The organism is Lentibacillus sp. (genome assembly GCF_035301675.1).
Taxonomy (GTDB): domain Bacteria; phylum Bacillota; class Bacilli; order Bacillales; family Amphibacillaceae; genus Lentibacillus.
Genome location: NZ_DATGTT010000052.1, coordinates 115,680 through 132,946, shown reverse-complemented (window position 1 = coordinate 132,946; position 17,267 = coordinate 115,680). Strand labels below are relative to the sequence as shown.

The 17,267-nt window shown below is 44.3% G+C and carries 13 protein-coding genes and 1 tRNA gene; 4 read left to right on the top strand and 10 right to left on the bottom strand.

Translation table 11 applies throughout. The annotated features are described in order from the left end of the window. Positions 1-76: 76 nt before the first annotated feature. Together VK097_RS09645 and VK097_RS09640 are read right to left on the bottom strand one after the other, a co-directional pair. Positions 77-763: a response regulator gene (locus tag VK097_RS09645; protein WP_324211591.1), complete on the bottom strand. Its 687-nt coding sequence runs from the start codon at positions 761-763 to the stop codon at positions 77-79. Further along, positions 747-2,363 carry a sensor histidine kinase gene (locus VK097_RS09640; protein ID WP_324211590.1) on the bottom strand — a complete coding sequence of 539 codons (1,617 nt, stop codon included), beginning with the start codon at positions 2,361-2,363 and terminating at the stop codon, positions 747-749. The genes VK097_RS09645 and VK097_RS09640 overlap by 17 nt, the downstream gene beginning before the upstream one ends. Before the next feature lie 84 nt (positions 2,364-2,447). On the opposite strand from VK097_RS09640, the gene VK097_RS09635 reads away from it, so the two are divergent. Then, complete coding sequence (locus VK097_RS09635; RefSeq protein WP_324211589.1) at positions 2,448-3,506, top strand: DctP family TRAP transporter solute-binding subunit; 1,059 nt, start codon at positions 2,448-2,450, stop codon at positions 3,504-3,506. 392 nt (positions 3,507-3,898) lie between these two features. Here VK097_RS09635 and VK097_RS09630 read toward each other — a convergent pair whose 3' ends face one another. Beyond that, a complete protein-coding gene (locus VK097_RS09630) occupies positions 3,899-4,867 on the bottom strand; it encodes an MBL fold metallo-hydrolase (RefSeq protein ID WP_324211588.1) in 969 nt (322 codons plus the stop codon). 1 nt (position 4,868) lies between these two features. Continuing rightward, entirely contained in the window at positions 4,869-5,624 is a 756-nt protein-coding gene (locus tag VK097_RS09625) for an alpha/beta hydrolase (RefSeq protein ID WP_324211587.1), read from the bottom strand. A 313-nt stretch (positions 5,625-5,937) separates the two neighbouring features. Here VK097_RS09625 and helD point away from each other — a divergent pair, with 313 nt between their 5' ends. The 3 genes from helD to VK097_RS09610 all read left to right on the top strand — a co-directional run bounded on the left by helD (position 5,938) and on the right by VK097_RS09610 (position 9,742). Further along, positions 5,938-8,250: an RNA polymerase recycling motor HelD gene (gene helD / locus VK097_RS09620; RefSeq protein WP_324211586.1), complete on the top strand. Its 2,313-nt coding sequence runs from the start codon at positions 5,938-5,940 to the stop codon at positions 8,248-8,250. Positions 8,251-8,514: 264 nt separating this feature from the next. Beyond that, a tRNA-Ala gene (locus VK097_RS09615) sits at positions 8,515-8,587 on the top strand. Positions 8,588-9,274: 687 nt separating this feature from the next. Continuing rightward, complete coding sequence (locus VK097_RS09610; protein ID WP_324211585.1) at positions 9,275-9,742, top strand: hypothetical protein; 468 nt, start codon at positions 9,275-9,277, stop codon at positions 9,740-9,742. 324 nt (positions 9,743-10,066) lie between these two features. Here the strand turns inward: VK097_RS09610 and ilvA are convergent, their stop codons facing one another. The 6 genes from ilvA to ilvC all read right to left on the bottom strand — a co-directional run bounded on the left by ilvA (position 10,067) and on the right by ilvC (position 17,221). Further along, entirely contained in the window at positions 10,067-11,086 is a 1,020-nt protein-coding gene (gene ilvA / locus VK097_RS09605; RefSeq protein ID WP_324211584.1) for a threonine ammonia-lyase, read from the bottom strand. Between the two features lie 6 nt (positions 11,087-11,092). Further along, positions 11,093-11,677: a 3-isopropylmalate dehydratase small subunit gene (leuD, locus tag VK097_RS09600; protein ID WP_324211583.1), complete on the bottom strand. Its 585-nt coding sequence runs from the start codon at positions 11,675-11,677 to the stop codon at positions 11,093-11,095. Between the two features lie 12 nt (positions 11,678-11,689). Beyond that, the gene (gene leuC / locus VK097_RS09595; RefSeq protein ID WP_324211582.1) at positions 11,690-13,099 is read right to left on the bottom strand and encodes a 3-isopropylmalate dehydratase large subunit; all 1,410 of its coding nucleotides are present in this window, start codon (positions 13,097-13,099) and stop codon (positions 11,690-11,692) included. A 235-nt stretch (positions 13,100-13,334) separates the two neighbouring features. Next, complete coding sequence (leuB, locus tag VK097_RS09590) at positions 13,335-14,441, bottom strand: 3-isopropylmalate dehydrogenase (RefSeq protein WP_324211581.1); 1,107 nt, start codon at positions 14,439-14,441, stop codon at positions 13,335-13,337. Positions 14,442-14,631: 190 nt separating this feature from the next. After that, entirely contained in the window at positions 14,632-16,179 is a 1,548-nt protein-coding gene (locus VK097_RS09585; protein ID WP_324211580.1) for a 2-isopropylmalate synthase, read from the bottom strand. Next, complete coding sequence (gene ilvC, locus VK097_RS09580) at positions 16,166-17,221, bottom strand: ketol-acid reductoisomerase (RefSeq protein WP_414672171.1); 1,056 nt, start codon at positions 17,219-17,221, stop codon at positions 16,166-16,168. The genes VK097_RS09585 and ilvC overlap by 14 nt, the downstream gene beginning before the upstream one ends. Positions 17,222-17,267: the final 46 nt, after the last annotated feature.

The window sequence follows — 17,267 nt, the reverse complement described above, 5'->3', positions numbered from 1 at the left end:
ATGTTAACGCTTTCAATTAAGTTTTTAAATATTACGAACATAATGGACATTTTGGTCTTTTTGGTCTTTGATCTGATCATTTTAGCTGATAGCGATTAATCGGACGCCCCACTTCCCCGTATTGCAAATGGATTTCCGCCTGTTCAACTTTCACCATGTAATCAAGATAACGTCTTGCGGTAACGCGGGCAATTCCGATATAGGAGGCCGTTTCATCTGCCGATACAGATGATGTCTGTCCGGCTAAATAACTTTTTACTTGTTTCAGTGTTTGCTGATTTAATCCTTTTGGAAGGTATGTATCATATTGTTTGTCAGTGGTTTGTGATATCAGCGCATCAAGCTGTTGCTGCTCGGTTCTGGCTGACCGGGAAAATTGGCGCAGAAATGCTTTGTATTTATTTAAAGCTTGAACCAGTCGGTCAAATTTGAATGGTTTGATAATATAGTCGATCGCACCATACTGCAGCGCCTTTTTGATCGTGTCTGTATCATCTGCTGCTGAAATGACGAGAACATCAATATCCATTTCTGCACTGCGAAGTTTATTTAAAGTTTGGATTCCATCAAGTTCAGGCATGAAAATATCAAGCACAACGAGATCAGGACTTTGCTTTTCTGCAATATTCAATCCTTTATTCCCATCCGCGGCGGCCGCTATCACCTGGAAGTCTTCAACCTTCTCAATCATTTGCTTGTTAACTTCCTGAACCATCGGATCATCTTCAATTAATAATACACTGATTTTATCTGACTGCTTCATTGGCCGTTTTCCCTCCCATCTGCATTGGCAGTTCGATAACCATTTCTGTTCCTTTATTCACTGACGAATGAACGTTTATCGTACCGCCTGCTTTCGTTACCGTCTGTTTAATTAAATAAAGTCCAAGGCCGGAGCCATCCCCTTTTTTCGTTGAATAGCCTTTTTCAAATATGTGGTGCTGATCATTTTCAGTTATACCGGTGCCATTATCTGCAACTTCGATCAGACATCTGTCAGCATTTTGTATAATTGTGATGTCAACATGCTTCTCAGCATTAGTGAATCCTTTTAAAGCATGAAACGCATTTTCGATCAAATTTCCCAGCATCTTAACAAGATCATGATCATTGACCATTGCAGGAAATGTTTCAAGTTTGCTTGACTCATTCAGCGTGACGTCAATACCCAGTTCCCCGCCTCTGCGGATTTTACTGATGATCAGACCGGCAATGCTGTAATTTTCAATCCGCTCCAAAATATATTTTGAAAGCTTTTTCTGTTTATCGGTCATTTGAAAGACATATTCCAAAGCTCGTTCGTTTTGATCCAATTGAATGAGACCGGCGATTGTATGCAGTTTATTCATATATTCATGATTCTGCACGCGCAGTGCGTCAACAAATGCTTTCACTCCAGTCAATTCCTCAGCCATTTTAGTCACATCGGTTTTATCCTGAAAGATGACCATTGTACCGACAACCTCTCCTTCCACTTTGATTGGAATACGGTTCAGTAAAATCAGGCGGTCACCGACGCGGACCGTTTCATTAAACTTTTTTGACTTCTTTCTGAGATGTCTGCTGATTTCATGATTGGTAAACATCGCTTCCAGTGGCTTGCCATTCACTTTCCCATCAATACCTAATATCCCTTTTGCCTTTTCATTAAAGACAACCGGCTTTTCGTTCCGGTCGACGGCGATTACGCCTTCATGCATCGCCTGGAAAACAGCTGTACGCTCTTCAAGCACACGTGCCATTTCATACGGCTCCATAAAAAAGGTTTGTTGTTTGACATGCCTTGCCAAAAGATAGGAGCCTGCAATACCGAATGCCAGTGTCAATAAGGCAATGACAGTGATTTCAACACGGATCGCTGATAGGATTGACAGAAATGACGGCAGCATATTACCCACAATGACCACACCGATTTGTTCATGATTGTCGTTCATGATTGGGACAAAGGAACGTACAACAGTCCCCTGTTCCCCCTTAGCTCTCGTGACGTAGCTGTGCTCGGCAAATGCTGCACCTTCATCTTTCCCGGAAGAAACTGTCCCGAGCTGTTCATCTAGCGGATGGGAATAGCGAATCCGGTTCATATTCAAAACAACAATATAATCAACACGATTAATTGTTTGCATCTGCTCCACAGCTGGATTAACGGTTTCCCATCCATCTGGCTGTATCAAACCATTCTTAACCTCAGGCAAATTCGCCACGATTCTGCCTGTCATCAGTCCCCGCTCACCCAATTGTTCTTCTTCACCCTCGTATTTATTGCCAATAACAGTAATCCCGCCTATCAGTAAGGAAAACAGCACAATACCAAACGATAAAATCATAATTTTAAGGCGTATCGGCAGCTTCTTTAATCCCATTTCAAAACGCCTCCTATAAATCAACAAAAATCAAAATAATATGATAAAATTGGCAGTACCATTATATACAGGCGGGTGAATGATTTGCGCAACTTTGTTATAATTCTATCGTTTATTGTAGCAGGAATTATCTCTGCTGTAATGATTGGATTTGATATGGAAGGGATTGCTTCCGACACCTATTATGATGACGAACAGGAAGGGTTGCAGGAGCAAATCATTATCCGCTTCAGTCATGTCGCAGCTGAAAATACACCAAAAGGAAGAACGGCTACAAAGTTTGCAGCACTCCTTGAAGATAAAACAAACGGTAAAGTAAAAGTTCATATATTTCCTAATGCCATACTATATAATGACGCGAATGAATGGAAAGCTGTCCAAAACGGAAGTGTCGAAATGATAGCTCCGGCAACTGCAAAAATCAGTGAGCATTATCCGATATGGCAAATTCTTGACCTGCCCTTTGCCTTTCCAAATTACCGGGCTGTAGAGGCGGCCTATGAAGGTAAGATTGGAAAAGCGCTGCTTGAAGGACTGGAACATACAAACGTGAAAGGGCTGGATTTGTGGTATAATGGATTCAAACAAATCACTACTCAGGAATCTGTAATCCGCACACCGGACGATTTCAGCCGGCTTCACTTCCGCACAATGCCAGGCGCTGTGATCCAAGAGCAATTCAACCAATTGAATGCAAGCACCAGTATTTTGCCCTTTAATAAAACCTATCAAAATCTTAAAGTGGATTTTGTGGATGGGCAGGAAAACACCCTATCCAACATCAATACAAAAAAGTTTTACGAACATCAGCAGTATCTCACGATCAGCAATCACGGTTACCTTGGCTACGGCGTATTAATGAACCGGGATTTTTGGAACGGATTGTCTTCACAGGTTCAGGAATCAATTAACGAAGCCATGCATGAAGCAACGGCATGGGGGCGGAGGCATGCCATCGAAATCAACGATCAGCATGCCCGAGCAATCAGATCAAATCAGTCGCTTGAAATTTATACATTGTCAGCAGAAGAACGTGCACAATGGCGGAAAGCTCTCCGTCCGGTTTACAATGAAGCAGAGCAGACAGTCGGCAGCGACTTAATGGAAGAAATTGAAACGATCAAGGAAAACTATGCCCATTGAATTTTCCCGGTACCAGTGAAGCGGTTGCCGCCGCACGGTGGGGGGATTACAGACATGATTCGAACGTTTCCCGTTAATGATAAAGAAACCGTCAACAAGAAGGTTGTCTTTGAACAACGCCCGAGCACGGACACCACTATTGCCGGAAGAGAAAACGGAAGTTGAGCACCTTCTGCCGGAAAATAAGAACTTCTGCCCGAAGAAGAATTTTTCTGCCCGAGTATAGAAACTTCTGCTCCAGAGCTGGTACTTCTGCCGGAGAGAAAAAACTTCTGCCCGAAGAAAAAATCTTCTGCCGGAGAAAGAAGACTTCTGCCCCAAAACAGGAACTTCTGCCGGAGGGAGAAAATTTCAGCCTTGCTGCTCACGAGAGTTCATTTTAAACTACCAGGCTACAAATAATACTGATACTTGCCATCACCGAGCTCTCTTTTACACTCTCCCTCGTATCGCAAATATTCAAGGTGAGCCAGTGTTTCACCAACCGCAAACCGCATCTCGTGAACCGTAAGTTCTTTTTGAAATAGCTCTTTGCAAACCTCATAGACGGAGCTGCCACGGCCTAGCGACGTGAGCGTCTGATTCAGCCGTTCGTCATGATGGGCCTTTATTTCCGCTATGCGGTCGTTAGCACCGTGAAATGGATCACCATGTGAAGGAACTACTAAATCCGCATCAAGTCTTTTTATGTGATCCAATGATTCCAAATACCGTGCCAAAGGATTGGGATCACCGTGAAACCAATATGAAATATTCGGCGTTATCTTCGGCAAAATATGATCTGTTGAAAGAAGGACGTTATTCTCCCTATTATAAAACGTTATCAAACCATCCGAATGTCCCGGTGTCGCAAATACCTCATAGTCATACTTGCCAATCGTGATGATGTCACCATCCTCTAAAAAATGATCCACTTTCGGATATGGCGTTACAATCGGGACAAATTCCCTCGTATTATTCAGCATTTTTTCAGCCTGCAATTCTGGAATGCCTGCCAGCAAATAGTTATGTGAAAGCTCGTCCAAAAACTGCTGATCCCAAGCGTTTAAAGCAGCGTTATAATCTATTTCAGACATGTGAATCCGTGCATTGTGTTCTGCCTGGAGCCCGCCAGCATAACCGAAATGGTCCGGATGATAATGCGTCACAATAATATCGGTAACGTTCTTTCCATACAATTCGGTTTCCCACCGCTTGACTGTCTGGTCGTTATGTAAGCCGGCGTCTATCACAATCCAGCCGTTCTCACCCTCTGCCAAAAAGCAATTCACATGATCAAGCCGGAATGGAAGATCAAGCGTCACACGTTTCAAGCCGTATTCTTCCAGCATCTTTCCATCACCTTCTCTATTTAAATTCAATTCACTCTATTCTATCTCTGATAAATTTCACACACTTCTCTGCAATCAGCTCTTTGTCATTGTCCAGTGTTGCGACATGATAACTGTTTTCCAGCACCACAAATTCCCGGTCCTCAGATGAGATGGATTCATAAATCTCCCGTGAGTTTTCAGGGGGCACAACATGATCTTCAGCAGAAGACAAAATCATGGCAGGAGCCGTTATCCCTGGAAGTTTTTCTTTCACTAGATCGCTTAATTGAATCAATTCTTTCATCGACTTGACCGGAGTCTGCTTATAAGCCAACTCTTCTGCAGCTTCCTGTTTGATATCCGACCCGATGCCCGGCACAAACCGGGTTTCCGCATCTTTAAGAGACTCATAATTTTCAATTAAATCAGGCATGTGCGTTGCTGCATTAATCGGCATAATGCCTTTTATCTCCGGATGGTTTTCCGCCAGATAGAGTGTCAGTGTGCCGCCCATAGACAGCCCGGCTACAAATACTTCCTCACATGTGGCCTGCAGCTTGTCCAATCCGTTTTCCACCGTTTCGATCCAATCATGGTATGTACGTTGCTCCATATCCTCGGGGTCAGTTCCATGGCCGGTCAGCCGCGGCCCGAATACAGTAAACCCTTCTTCTGAAAATTGCTTGTCAAGGTAATGCATGCTCTGGGTTGTACCGGTAAATCCGTGAATCACAAGAACCCCCGTTGTATTTCCGGGATAGTAAAATTCTTCCGCTTCTTTCATAACGGGAAAATGATTTGCCATTCTTTGAACCCTCCATCCTTTTATTGTACAACCATTTTATCATAGATTAGATTCATTCGTCTGAAAATTGCAATCGAATGCAAATCATAGGTTAAACGATTTTTAATAAGGAAGATTTGTAAAAAAGACTTGAGGAAGATAGGGGATAATGAGGGTACTGTAAAAATAAAATTACTTATTGCTTGGAATAAGTAATAGTGGTACACTTATTTAGTTAGGACAACCTAATATTCATAATAAAAATATCCAATTTTATTATATCAAACATTTTATTAAAAGTCAATAAACATCAAAAATGAGCGGAGCTGATAGAATGAATAAGGCTGATAACCGTACGGACGAGCAACATCGAGTGGATAATGTCATCCATGAAATAAACTGTAAAGCGGAAAAGTTATACTCTAGGGCTTCGGGATTAAAGGAAAGCGTCATTGAACTCCGAAAAAACTTTTGGGAAGATGTAACAATTAATTTGGATGAACCTGATGATGTTATCGAAACGCAAGCCAGCATCAAACAACAGGCAGAACTTTTATCCCAAAAAGAAAATATCCACGGAAAAGTTGACGAAGAACTGAAAACATTAAAAAGGCTAAAGAATTCTCCATATTTCGGACGGATTGATTTTACAGAAGACACGGAAGATGAAGCCGAACAAATTTATATTGGTATTTCTTCATTAACGGATAGAAATGAGGAAGATTTTCTCATATATGATTGGCGTGCACCTATATCCAGCCTTTACTATGACTATTCGCCTGGGGAAGCTGCATATGAAACAGTCGAAGGTACAATAACGGGCGACATTTCCCTCAAAAGGCAGTTCATCATCAAACAAGGTGTAATCAAAGGAATGTTTGACACCGGGGTTACGATTGGCGATCGCCTGTTGCAGCAGGCATTGGGGAATAATGCCAGTACAAAAATGAAAAGCATCGTGGCCACCATTCAGGAAGAACAAAATAAAATCATTCGCAATAAAGGTAATAAGATATTAGTTGTACAAGGCGTTGCCGGGAGCGGGAAAACATCTGCAGCATTGCAGCGTATTGCCTACTTAATGTATCAATATCGCGACATATTAAATGCGAATAATATTGTACTTTTATCACCGAACCCTCTATTTACGAGTTATATCGCCAATGTACTTCCTGAACTTGGCGAAACGAATGTAAGACAATCAACATTTTTGGATTATTTAAAATCAGGAATTGGAAATAAACTTAAAATTGAGTCCCCTTTTGAACAAATGGAATATCTATTGACTGGATCTATAGACGGGGAATATGCGATTCGAATGAAAAATATTGAGTTTAAATCCAGTCTGGAATTTAAGTACCTGATCGATACATTTATGTCATACTTAAATAAACAGGATATCCAGTTCAAAAACGTAGCATTTCAGAAACAAATACTTATTTCTAAAAAGCAAATAAGTGATTATTTTTATTCCCTGGACGATGGAATCGCGATACCGAACAAAATGGAACTTGTTTCCAAGTGGTTGCTAAAGAAAATACGTCAGCAACAGAAACATGAGAAAAACAAGGATTGGGTGATGGAAAAAATTGAGTTGTTGGATAAGGAAGAATATCTAAAGGCTTTTTATGAATCACAAAGCTGGACAGACTATGGTGAGAATGAGTCCAGCATCGAGGAAGATATCCTTCGTAGAGAAATCGTTAAAAGAGCCTTTTCAAACATTAAAAAGAAAATAAGACGCTTTGAATTTGTGAATGTGTTTGCCACCTATCAAATATTATTTTCTGAATGGACTCCGGAAGAAACACCTGATGATTGGGAAGAAATATGTGAACAGACAGCTGCAAATTTATCATCCAAATTAGTAACATGGGAAGATGCTGCACCCTATTTATATTTTCAGGGTCTATTAACAGGTGATCATTATGATCGGGCAGTACGTCATCTGGTTATCGATGAAGCGCAGGATTATACTGCCTTCCAGTTTGCCTATATACAACATTTATTTCCGTATGCCAGAATGACCTTACTAGGGGATATCAACCAGGCGATATACACGTATACGGCAAAGAAAAATCCGCTTATGTTAGGGAAACAGCAGGAAACCTATGAAAAAATCACTCTGACCAAAAGCTACCGGTCAACACAGCAAATTGTTGAATTCACAAAACACTTTGCCCCAGAAGGAGAAGCGATTGAGCCATTTAATCGGAAAGGAAGCGTACCGAAACTAATCCGGCTCAATCGCCAGGCTGATTTGGCTGAAACAATCATCACATGCGCGAATGATCTGAAAGAAAACGGTCATCAAACAATAGGGATCATTTGCAAAACATCGCACGAAAGCGACATGATCTTTAACTTGCTAAAAGATAAATTAACATTAAAACAAATTGACGAAGAAACATATTCCTTTCAAAAGGGACTGCTGGTGCTCCCTGTTTATTTGGCTAAAGGGATTGAAGTAGACACCGTTATTATCCCTGATGCATCTGAAATGCAATATGCTTCCGAATCAAACAGAACCCTTTTCTATACAGCATGTACAAGGGCCATGCATGAATTGATGATGATCACCGGCAGTGAACCATCTCCCTTTATCAAAGAGGCCCCGCAAGACAAATACACATTGGAAACACGCTGAGATGCACCAATCCAAACTTATTGACGCTGAACCAAAAGGAAAAAACCCGTATCACATCAAGTGGTACGGGATTATTATTTAACACGAATTGTGCAACAAATTTTACACATGCAAAAGAGTGGCCAACCATATTCGAAAATAGGATGGTTTCGCTGGTATAATCATACAATATTTTTTATAACCTTTGTCCATTTAATTGAATCGAAATAAAAATCCCCCTTGAAATTATCTCGAAAAATGTCTATAATTAATATCGGACTCATCGGGGCATTAGCTCAGTTGGGAGAGCGCATCGCTGGCAGCGATGAGGTCATCGGTTCGAGCCCGATATGCTCCATTTAATTTTCTCCAGAGGCGGAGACAAAAGTAATGAATCAAAGAAAAATCCGAACGATGATTTAAAATTCTTCAATTAGATTTTGAATCAGTTCGGATTTTTCTTTTTATAGTATAATTCGTTTTCATTTAAACCAGCGAAGGAAAAATGCGGAGACCCCTGGGGGGAGCATAGGCCAGATGAGGCCCCGAAGTGCGACAGCACGAGGAGGCTCATCTGCCGCCCCCGGAAAGCGAAGCATTTTTCCGCAGCGGTGGTTAAGATTTACCCATACATTTCACTTAAATATCCCGGTTATCATTCGTCTTTTATGTTAAACGTTTTAGTTATGTCCCAGCCCCTTCTTTTTTATAAGCAGTTTCTTAAAAAAATTGATCCTATAAGTGCGTATTCAAAAAGAGGATAGTGAGGATAATAAAGACCAAGGTGTTTGAGGTGGCGCAGTTTCGAGCAGCGGAATGTATGTTTTATATACATGAGCCGCGGAGAAACAAGCCAACAAAGAAGTTCAGTGTTCATTTTTACCCGACTATTTGAACAACCTCTATAGGGATTATAGTCAGGACACGTCTTGTCAGTTCCCCAAGTATGGCAGAAGCGAGTGATATTCACCACAACCACACCAGTCCAATTATGATATAATCGACCCGCTAAACGTTCGCTCAGGAGCACATTACGGAGGATATTATGGGTAAATGGTTTTATTTCAATCTGCTCTTACTGGGAATGGGTCTGTGGCAAATCATTGAAAGAGGCAGCATCCCTTTACATATCGTATTCGGTGCGCTGGGAATGCTGCTCTTTCTCTTTAATTGGACCCGTCATGCTATTTTTTCAACAATCCGAAACACCGAAAATCGAATGACAAAAGTAAAACCCGCCAATCTATCGAAAAAAATCGTGCCATATCACCGGTGGATCGGCACAACATCACTTATCCTGATCATTATACATACTATTCTGGTTATCAATTTGTTTGGTTTCAACTGGCAAAACATAAAACTATTAAGCGGTCTGCTGGCAGAAACCGTACTGATAGCAATGGTCATCAGCGGCTGGATGCGGCTTATCCGTTCCACTGCCAGAAGGCGAAAGATTCATATCTGGCTGGGGATCTCGCTCTTTTGTTTCATAGCTTTACATGTAGCGTTATAGGCAGTTTCCAAGAACAAAGGCGCAAGCGCCCGTTTAGCGACGTACGGACTGCGCCTGCGCGTCGCAGGTGGGTCGGCGTTGCCGCGCATCGCGGCGGTTTTAGCCGATCTGCCCCACTGGCCGCAGGAGATAAAGGAAACACGATGAACGTAAGTGATTCGCTGTTGACTTATCGGACGGAGGTGAAGGAAGTCACGCTAGTCGCTGGGTGCTGGAGCCGGACGTGGCAATTTTTGATAAAGCATTCATAAAGCCAAAAATTTATACTTTCTGATATAATAAATAAAACCTGCTCCCGAGTGCAGGTTTTATTTATTGGTGTATTTACGCTGATTGGTGCAGCTTATTTGCAAGCTGCTGGATCATCGGCAATGTGCTAATATCCATATTGCCGCCGCTGACAATTGTTCCGCAGTGCTTTGAACCGATATCTTGCGAGAACAATGCAGCCAGAGCAGCAGCACCGGCACCTTCCAGCAACGTTTTGTTGCGCTCGAGCATATAAACGATTGCAGACGCTATCTCTTCATCAGTGACAGTGACAATATCATCAACATATTGATTAATGACCGGCAGCGTCCGTTCGCCGGGCTGCTTAACAGCAATCCCGTCTGCAATCGTTGATACACGGTCAAGACGCTTTGTGCGGTTGTTATAATAGCTTTGATACATGGCAGACGCACCAGCTGATTGAACACCAATCACCTTGATACGCGGATTCACATGCTTCACAGCAGCAGCGATACCGCTGATCAGACCGCCGCCCCCGACAGGTACCAGAATTGTATCAAGCCGGTCCTCCTGCTGCAGCATTTCCATTGCGATTGTGCCCTGACCGGCCATGATATCATAGTCATCAAACGGATGAATGTATTCCGCACCCGTTTGCATTTGTCGTTTCATTGAAGCATCATAGGCTTCCTGAAATGATTCTCCAGTCAGAACAACCTCTGCCCCGTAAGCACGTGTTGCGTTGACCTTGGCCATCGGTGTTTTTTCCGGCATAAAAATGGTTGCCCGGGCATTCAATTTCGCAGCAGCATTTGCTACCCCTTGAGCATGATTTCCGGCTGATGCGGCAAGCACACCTTTTTGCAATTGTTCATCTGAGAGCTGCATCAGTTTAAAACTTGCACCTCTGAACTTGAATGACCCAGTTTTCTGCTGGTTTTCCATCTTAAAATAAACATGTTTTCCAACTAGCGCATCTGTCGTCGCTGATCTCATTATTGGTGTCCGGTGAGCGACCGTTGCCAAGCGATTTCTGGCTTCGGCAACGAGGTCACCAGTTAAGCAATTCCCAATTCCTTCACACTCCTTCGTTATATATCTATTGTTTTCCATTATTCCTTATGCTTCCGCTGCGTTTTCAAACGTCGTAATCTTAGCCTCGTGCTGCAGCGTGAGAGCAATATCATCCAGTCCATGAAGCAGATTTTCTTTATGATATGCGGGTATATCAAAATGGACTTCCTGCTCATTGCTGCGAATGATCTGCCTTTCCAAATCCACAGCCAATACGAATTTATTCGCTTCCGCCTGTTTCATCCATTGATGAACCTGTTCCCCATCCATTTGAACCGGGATGATGCCATTTTTCAATGCATTGTTATAAAAAATATCCGCAAAACTTGGGGCAATGATAACGCGGAAACCATAATCCAGAAGCGACCATGGGGCATGCTCCCTCGAGGAACCGCAGCCGAAATTCTCGCCAGCCAGAAGAATTGATCCTCCCTGGTAGGCCGGCTGGTTCAGTACAAAATCACCGTGCTTGTTCCCATCGTCATCGAATCGCCAGTTGTAGAAAAGAAACTGACCAAACCCGGTCCGTTCAATCCGTTTCAAAAATTGCTTTGGGATAATCTGATCCGTATCGACATTCGCCCGGTCTAACGGAACTACTAACCCTTCATGCTCCCGAATCGCTTCCATGCTCCACACCTCCTAGGAGTATACGTTTGCTGCGAACTGGCGGACATCGACAAAGTGCCCTTCAATAGCTGCAGCTGCTGCCATTTCCGGACTGACCAGATGCGTGCGGGCGCCATTGCCCTGCCTGCCTTCAAAGTTCCGGTTGGACGTTGATGCACAGCGACCGCCGGGAGGCACCACATCGTCATTCATAGCCAGACACATGCTGCACCCGGCTTCACGCCATTCGAAACCGGCTTCTTTAAAAATGCCATCAAGACCTTCTTTTTCCGCCTGAAGCTTTGTTCCGAATGATCCGGGAACTACTATTGCCCTGACGTTGTCATTAACCTGATGTCCTTCAACAACCTTAGCCGCTTTGCGCAAATCTGTAATGCGCGAGTTAGTGCAGGAACCAATGAACACATGATCAATTTTAATCGACTCGATTGGCTGATTTTCATCAAGCCCCATGTATTCCAAAGCCCGGGCCACTTCATCATGATTATCAGATGTGTCGGCTTCCGGTGTGCTTCCGCTGACCGGCACAGACATGCCGGGGTTTGTGCCCCATGATACTTGCGGTTCGATTTCCTCGGCCTTGATGGTTACCGTCTCATCGTACTCGGCACCTTCGTCCGTTGCCAGCGCCAGCCATTCGCGGGCTTTTTCATCGAACGCTTCACCTTGTGGCACATTCGGTTTATCCCGCAAAAATTCCACCGTTGTCTCATCCGGACTGATCAACCCGGCGCGTGCACCGGCTTCAATCGACATGTTACAGACGGTCATTCGCCCTTCCATCGATAAATTCCGAATTGCTTCACCCGTATATTCCATCACATAGCCGGAACCGAAGCGGACGCCGAATTTCGAGATGATCGCCAGAATCAGATCTTTGGCTGTCACACCTGTTCCGAGATCGCCTTCCACATGGACATTCAATGTTTTCGGCGGCTTTTGCCACAGCGTCTGTGTGGCCAGAACGTGTTCAACTTCACTCGTTCCGATCCCAAATGCCAACGCGCCGAAAGCTCCGTGCGTCGACGTATGACTGTCACCGCACACAATCGTTTTACCCGGCTGTGTCAATCCCAGCTGCGGACCGATTACGTGGACAATTCCCTGGTCGGGATGAAACATATCGGCGAGAGTAATACCAAAGTCTTTACAGTTTTTCTTCAGTGTATCCATTTGCTTTTTGGAAATCTGGTCTTCAATGACATCCCGGTTTTGCGTCGGGACGTTATGATCCATTGTGGCAAACGTCAGATCGGGGCGCCTGACCTTTCGACTATTCAAGCGAAGTCCTTCAAACGCTTGCGGTGACGTCACTTCATGAACCAGATGCAAATCAATATACATTAAATCCGGTTTTTCCGGCTCTTCATGAACCAGATGGTTTTTCCAAACCTTTTCAACAATCGTTTCCGGTTTTCCCATTTTTTCACCTCCATATTAGTACAAGTTCAAAAAGGAGGATAACAAAGACCGAGAAATTCAAGGCAGCGTCGTTTCGAGCACAAGGTAAGCTTTACTGAGCTACCTCGCACGCAGGAAAAGTGGTTTTCTTTTCCAAGGAGCGGAATGTATGCATTTAGATACATGAGCCGTGGAGAAACAAGCCAACGAAGAAATTCGATGTGTCATTGTTACCGGACTTTTTGAACACCCTCTATTAGACATACATGCTGCAGATACTGTCGGAAACACTCTTGACCGTCAGATTATCCAAAACTGCTTCTGTCATTTGCTCCGTACTGACGAGCTGGCCATTTGCGATATTCAAATCAGCTGTATAAAAGCGTTGCTCTAAACATTCCCGTACCGCCCGCTCAACAGCCGAGGCTTCTTCTTCCATCTGGAATGAGTGACGCAGCATTAATGCTACCGAGAGTATTGTGCCTAACGGATTGGCAATCCCCTGGCCGGCAATGTCGGGTGCTGAGCCGTGAACCGGTTCATATAAACCGACACCGTCAGAGCGGACACTCGCAGATGGCAGCATGCCCAGTGATCCCGTCAAGACCGATGCCTCGTCGCTTAAAATATCACCAAACATGTTCTCTGTTACCATTACATCAAATTGATTCGGCTGAGTGATCAGTTTCATGGCAGCCGCGTCAACCAACTCATGTTCAACCACAACATCAGGATATTCTTTGCTTTTTTCATTGACGATTTCACGCCACATCCGACTTGATTCCAGAACATTTGCTTTATCAACGGAAGTCAGATGATTGTACCGCAAGCGGGCACTCTGGAAAGCCTTATCAATGATCCGTTCCATTTCATCCCGGCGATAATAAAGTGTATCAACAACCGCATCTCCGTTATCCTGCCGTTCGCTTGGTTTGCCGAAGTAAAGCCCTCCCGTCAGCTCACGAATAATTAAAATATCACTGCCATCAATGATATGCTCTTTCAGCGGGGAAGCATGCAGCAATGATGGAAATCCTTTAATCGGACGAAGATTAGCGAACAGCCCGAGTTCTTTGCGGATCCCCAGCAAGCCTTTTTCCGGCCGTTTCTCAGCAGGCAATTCATCCCATTTTTCACCGCCGACAGCACCGAGTAAAATGGCATCAGCCTCCTGACACGCCTCAACAGTAGCTTCCGGCAGCGGTGTATCGAATTGGTCGATGGCCGTACCGCCGATTTCTTGCTGCTGAAGTGTAAAGCTATGGCCAAATTCACTGGCAACTGCCCTCAGGACTTGTTTGGCCGAATTCATGATTTCTTTTCCAACTCCATCTCCCGGAAGCAAAACAATGTGTTTATTCATTTACTTCCCCTCCTTTATTTAATGGCTCTTTCGTCTTGCCACAGCTGACATACACTTCGCGCACCTTAGGGTGGCTGATGAGCTTCTCCGGGATTTCACCGATGCCTTTTTTCCGCTGGATCCTTCGTATATGTCAACTGCTAAAAGCAATTCATCAATTAAAGCTATATATGAAATACATTAACTAACTCTATTTATTTACGACCGGTTCTTCTTTCGACGTATTCTGATGGATGATATAGCGGTTGACGGCGTTTAAAAATGCGTTGACTGAAGCCTGCAGAACGTCCTGAGCTGTGCCTCTGCCGTTCATCGTTTCGCCATTGACAATCAGCTGTACGTGCGATTCAGCAAGTGCATCCTGCCCGCGGCCGACAGAGTTAAGCTGATAGTCGGTCAGCTGCAGGTCTTCCTTAATCAATGCGTCCAATGTCTTGTATAACGCCTCGACACTTCCCTGTCCCGTCTGTGCGGTCTGGACGGTCTTGCCATCCGGTGCTGTCAGGGAAACAGTGGCTGTCGGAATATTGGATGTTCCATACTGTACCTGGAACATTTCCAGCTGATATTTATTAACCGCTGACGTATCGGTCTGAATTTCCATCAAAATCGTATACAGGTCATCATCGGTTACTTCTCTTTTACGATCGGTCAGCTGCTTGAACATCTTGAAGGCTTCAGTCAGTTTTTCTTCTGAAAGATTAACCCCAAGCTCATTGACCCTGTCTTTGAATGCATGACGTCCGGAATGTTTCCCAAGGAACAGCGTATCGGCTTTAACACCGACCATTTCCGGCGTCATGATTTCATACGTTTCTTTGTTCTTTAAGACGCCATCCTGATGAATGCCCGCTTCATGCTGGAAGGCGTTCCGTCCAACAATAGCTTTGTTCGCCTGCACATGCATGCCGGACAATTTTGCAATCAGGTCACTTGTGCGTTTCGTTTCATCAAGTTTAAGTCCGGTGGTGTACGGATAATAATCTGCACGGACGCGCAATGCGACAGCAACTTCCTCGAGTGATGCGTTGCCGGCCCGCTCCCCGATGCCATTAATCGTTCCTTCCACCTGTGTCACGCCATTTTCTACCGCGGCAATTGAGTTGGCGACAGCCAAGCCCAAATCATTATGACAATGACATGAGAGCTCCACTTTATCAATATTCGGAACATTTTCCCTGATGTAGCGGAACATGGCGCCATATTCTGCCGGTGTCGTGTACCCGACCGTATCCGGAAGATTAATGACGGTCGCTCCGGCATCAATCACTTTCTCAATGATCTGAGCCAAAAAGGTTAAATCCGATCTGGATGCATCTTCTGCCGACCATTCCACTTGCGGAAATTTTTCCCTTGCGTAGCTCACCATGCTGACGGCGTTTTCCAATACTTGCTCAGGTGACTGTTTCAATTTATAGGTCATGTGAATCGGCGAAGTTGCCACAAACAGGTGAAGACGCGGTTCTTCAGCATACTTCAGTGCTTCCCAGGCAGTATCAATGTCTGATTTGACTGTTCGTGCCAGACCTGTAACTGATGTGTTTTTAATCATTTTGGCGATTTCCTTTACTGCCTCAAAATCGCCTTTGGAGGAAGCAGGGAAGCCTGCCTCCATCCGGTCAACACCCATTTTTTCCAGCTGTTTGGCGATTTCCAGTTTTTCCGGCTTATTCAGGTTGACACCGGGTGATTGCTCCCCGTCCCGCAATGTTGTGTCGAAAATTTTAATTTGTGGCATGTGCCTTCACATCCTTTTGTTTTTCTTTTTGTTTGGATTGCAGCGGCTGTTTGACAAAAGGCATTAACTCGCGAAGCTCCCTTCCGACTCGTTCAATCTGATGATTATTTTCCCGTGCATTGATAGCATTGAATTCTGGGCGGTTTGCCTGATTCTCGAGAATCCATCCTTTAGCAAATGCACCTGATTGCACGTCATTCAAGACTTCTTTCATACGTTCTTTCGTTTCGTCATTAATGACACGTTCGCCGGAAACAAAGTCGCCCCACTGAGCAGTGTCTGATACGGAATAGCGCATGTTTTCAAGACCGCCTTCATACATCAAATCAACAATCAGCTTCACTTCATGCAGACATTCGAAGTATGCCACTTCAGGCTGATATCCGGCATCTGTCAAGGTTTCAAACCCGGCTTTCACAAGGCTGGACAGCCCGCCGCACAAGACGGCCTGCTCACCGAACAAGTCGGTTTCCGTTTCTTCCTGGAAGCTCGTTTCCAAAACGCCGGCCCTTGCTGAACCGATCCCCTGCGCATAGGCAAGAGCTACTTCTTTAGCATTTCCGGTGACATCCTGGTAAACCGCGTATAATGACGGAACACCGCCGCCTTCTTCGTATGTGCGGCGCACCAGATGTCCGGGCCCTTTTGGCGCAACCATGAATACATCGACATCGCTCGGCGGGACAATTTGTGAAAAATGAACATTGAACCCATGCGCAAATGCAATCGCATTGCCAGCATCAAGATTTGGTTTAATGCTTTCCTCATAAACCGTTGTCTGATGTTCATCCGGAAGCAGCACCATGACTACTTCTGACTGTTTGACGGCTTCGGCGACCGGTAACACCTCGAACCCGTCATCTTCGGCTTTTTGCTGGGATTTGCCTGGTCTCAGACCGACAACAACATCATAGCCGCTTTCCCGCAAATTAAGTGCATGGGCATGACCTTGTGAGCCATAACCTACAACTGTAATTTTTTTCGCCTGCAATACTTCTTTCTGGATATCCTTTTCGTAGAGTACTTTTGACATGTTCATCATCCTCCTGAATTTTATGATTAAGTGCGTGTTCAAAAAGATGGATAAC

What these genes read in the sequence shown, in the direction of transcription:
- VK097_RS09645 (WP_324211591.1), bottom strand. Translation starts at nt 763, where the DNA reads ATGAAGCAGTCAGATAAAATCAGTGTATTATTAATTGAAGATGATCCG.
- VK097_RS09640 (WP_324211590.1), bottom strand. Translation starts at nt 2,363, where the DNA reads ATGGGATTAAAGAAGCTGCCGATACGCCTTAAAATTATGATTTTATCG.
- VK097_RS09625 (WP_324211587.1), bottom strand. Translation starts at nt 5,624, where the DNA reads ATGGCAAATCATTTTCCCGTTATGAAAGAAGCGGAAGAATTTTACTAT.
- helD (WP_324211586.1), top strand. Translation starts at nt 5,938, where the DNA reads ATGAATAAGGCTGATAACCGTACGGACGAGCAACATCGAGTGGATAAT.
- VK097_RS09610 (WP_324211585.1), top strand. Translation starts at nt 9,275, where the DNA reads ATGGGTAAATGGTTTTATTTCAATCTGCTCTTACTGGGAATGGGTCTG.
- ilvA (WP_324211584.1), bottom strand. Translation starts at nt 11,086, where the DNA reads ATGGAAAACAATAGATATATAACGAAGGAGTGTGAAGGAATTGGGAAT.
- leuD (WP_324211583.1), bottom strand. Translation starts at nt 11,677, where the DNA reads ATGGAAGCGATTCGGGAGCATGAAGGGTTAGTAGTTCCGTTAGACCGG.
- leuC (WP_324211582.1), bottom strand. Translation starts at nt 13,099, where the DNA reads ATGGGAAAACCGGAAACGATTGTTGAAAAGGTTTGGAAAAACCATCTG.
- leuB (WP_324211581.1), bottom strand. Translation starts at nt 14,441, where the DNA reads ATGAATAAACACATTGTTTTGCTTCCGGGAGATGGAGTTGGAAAAGAA.
- VK097_RS09585 (WP_324211580.1), bottom strand. Translation starts at nt 16,179, where the DNA reads ATGCCACAAATTAAAATTTTCGACACAACATTGCGGGACGGGGAGCAA.
- ilvC (WP_414672171.1), bottom strand. Translation starts at nt 17,221, where the DNA reads ATGATGAACATGTCAAAAGTACTCTACGAAAAGGATATCCAGAAAGAA.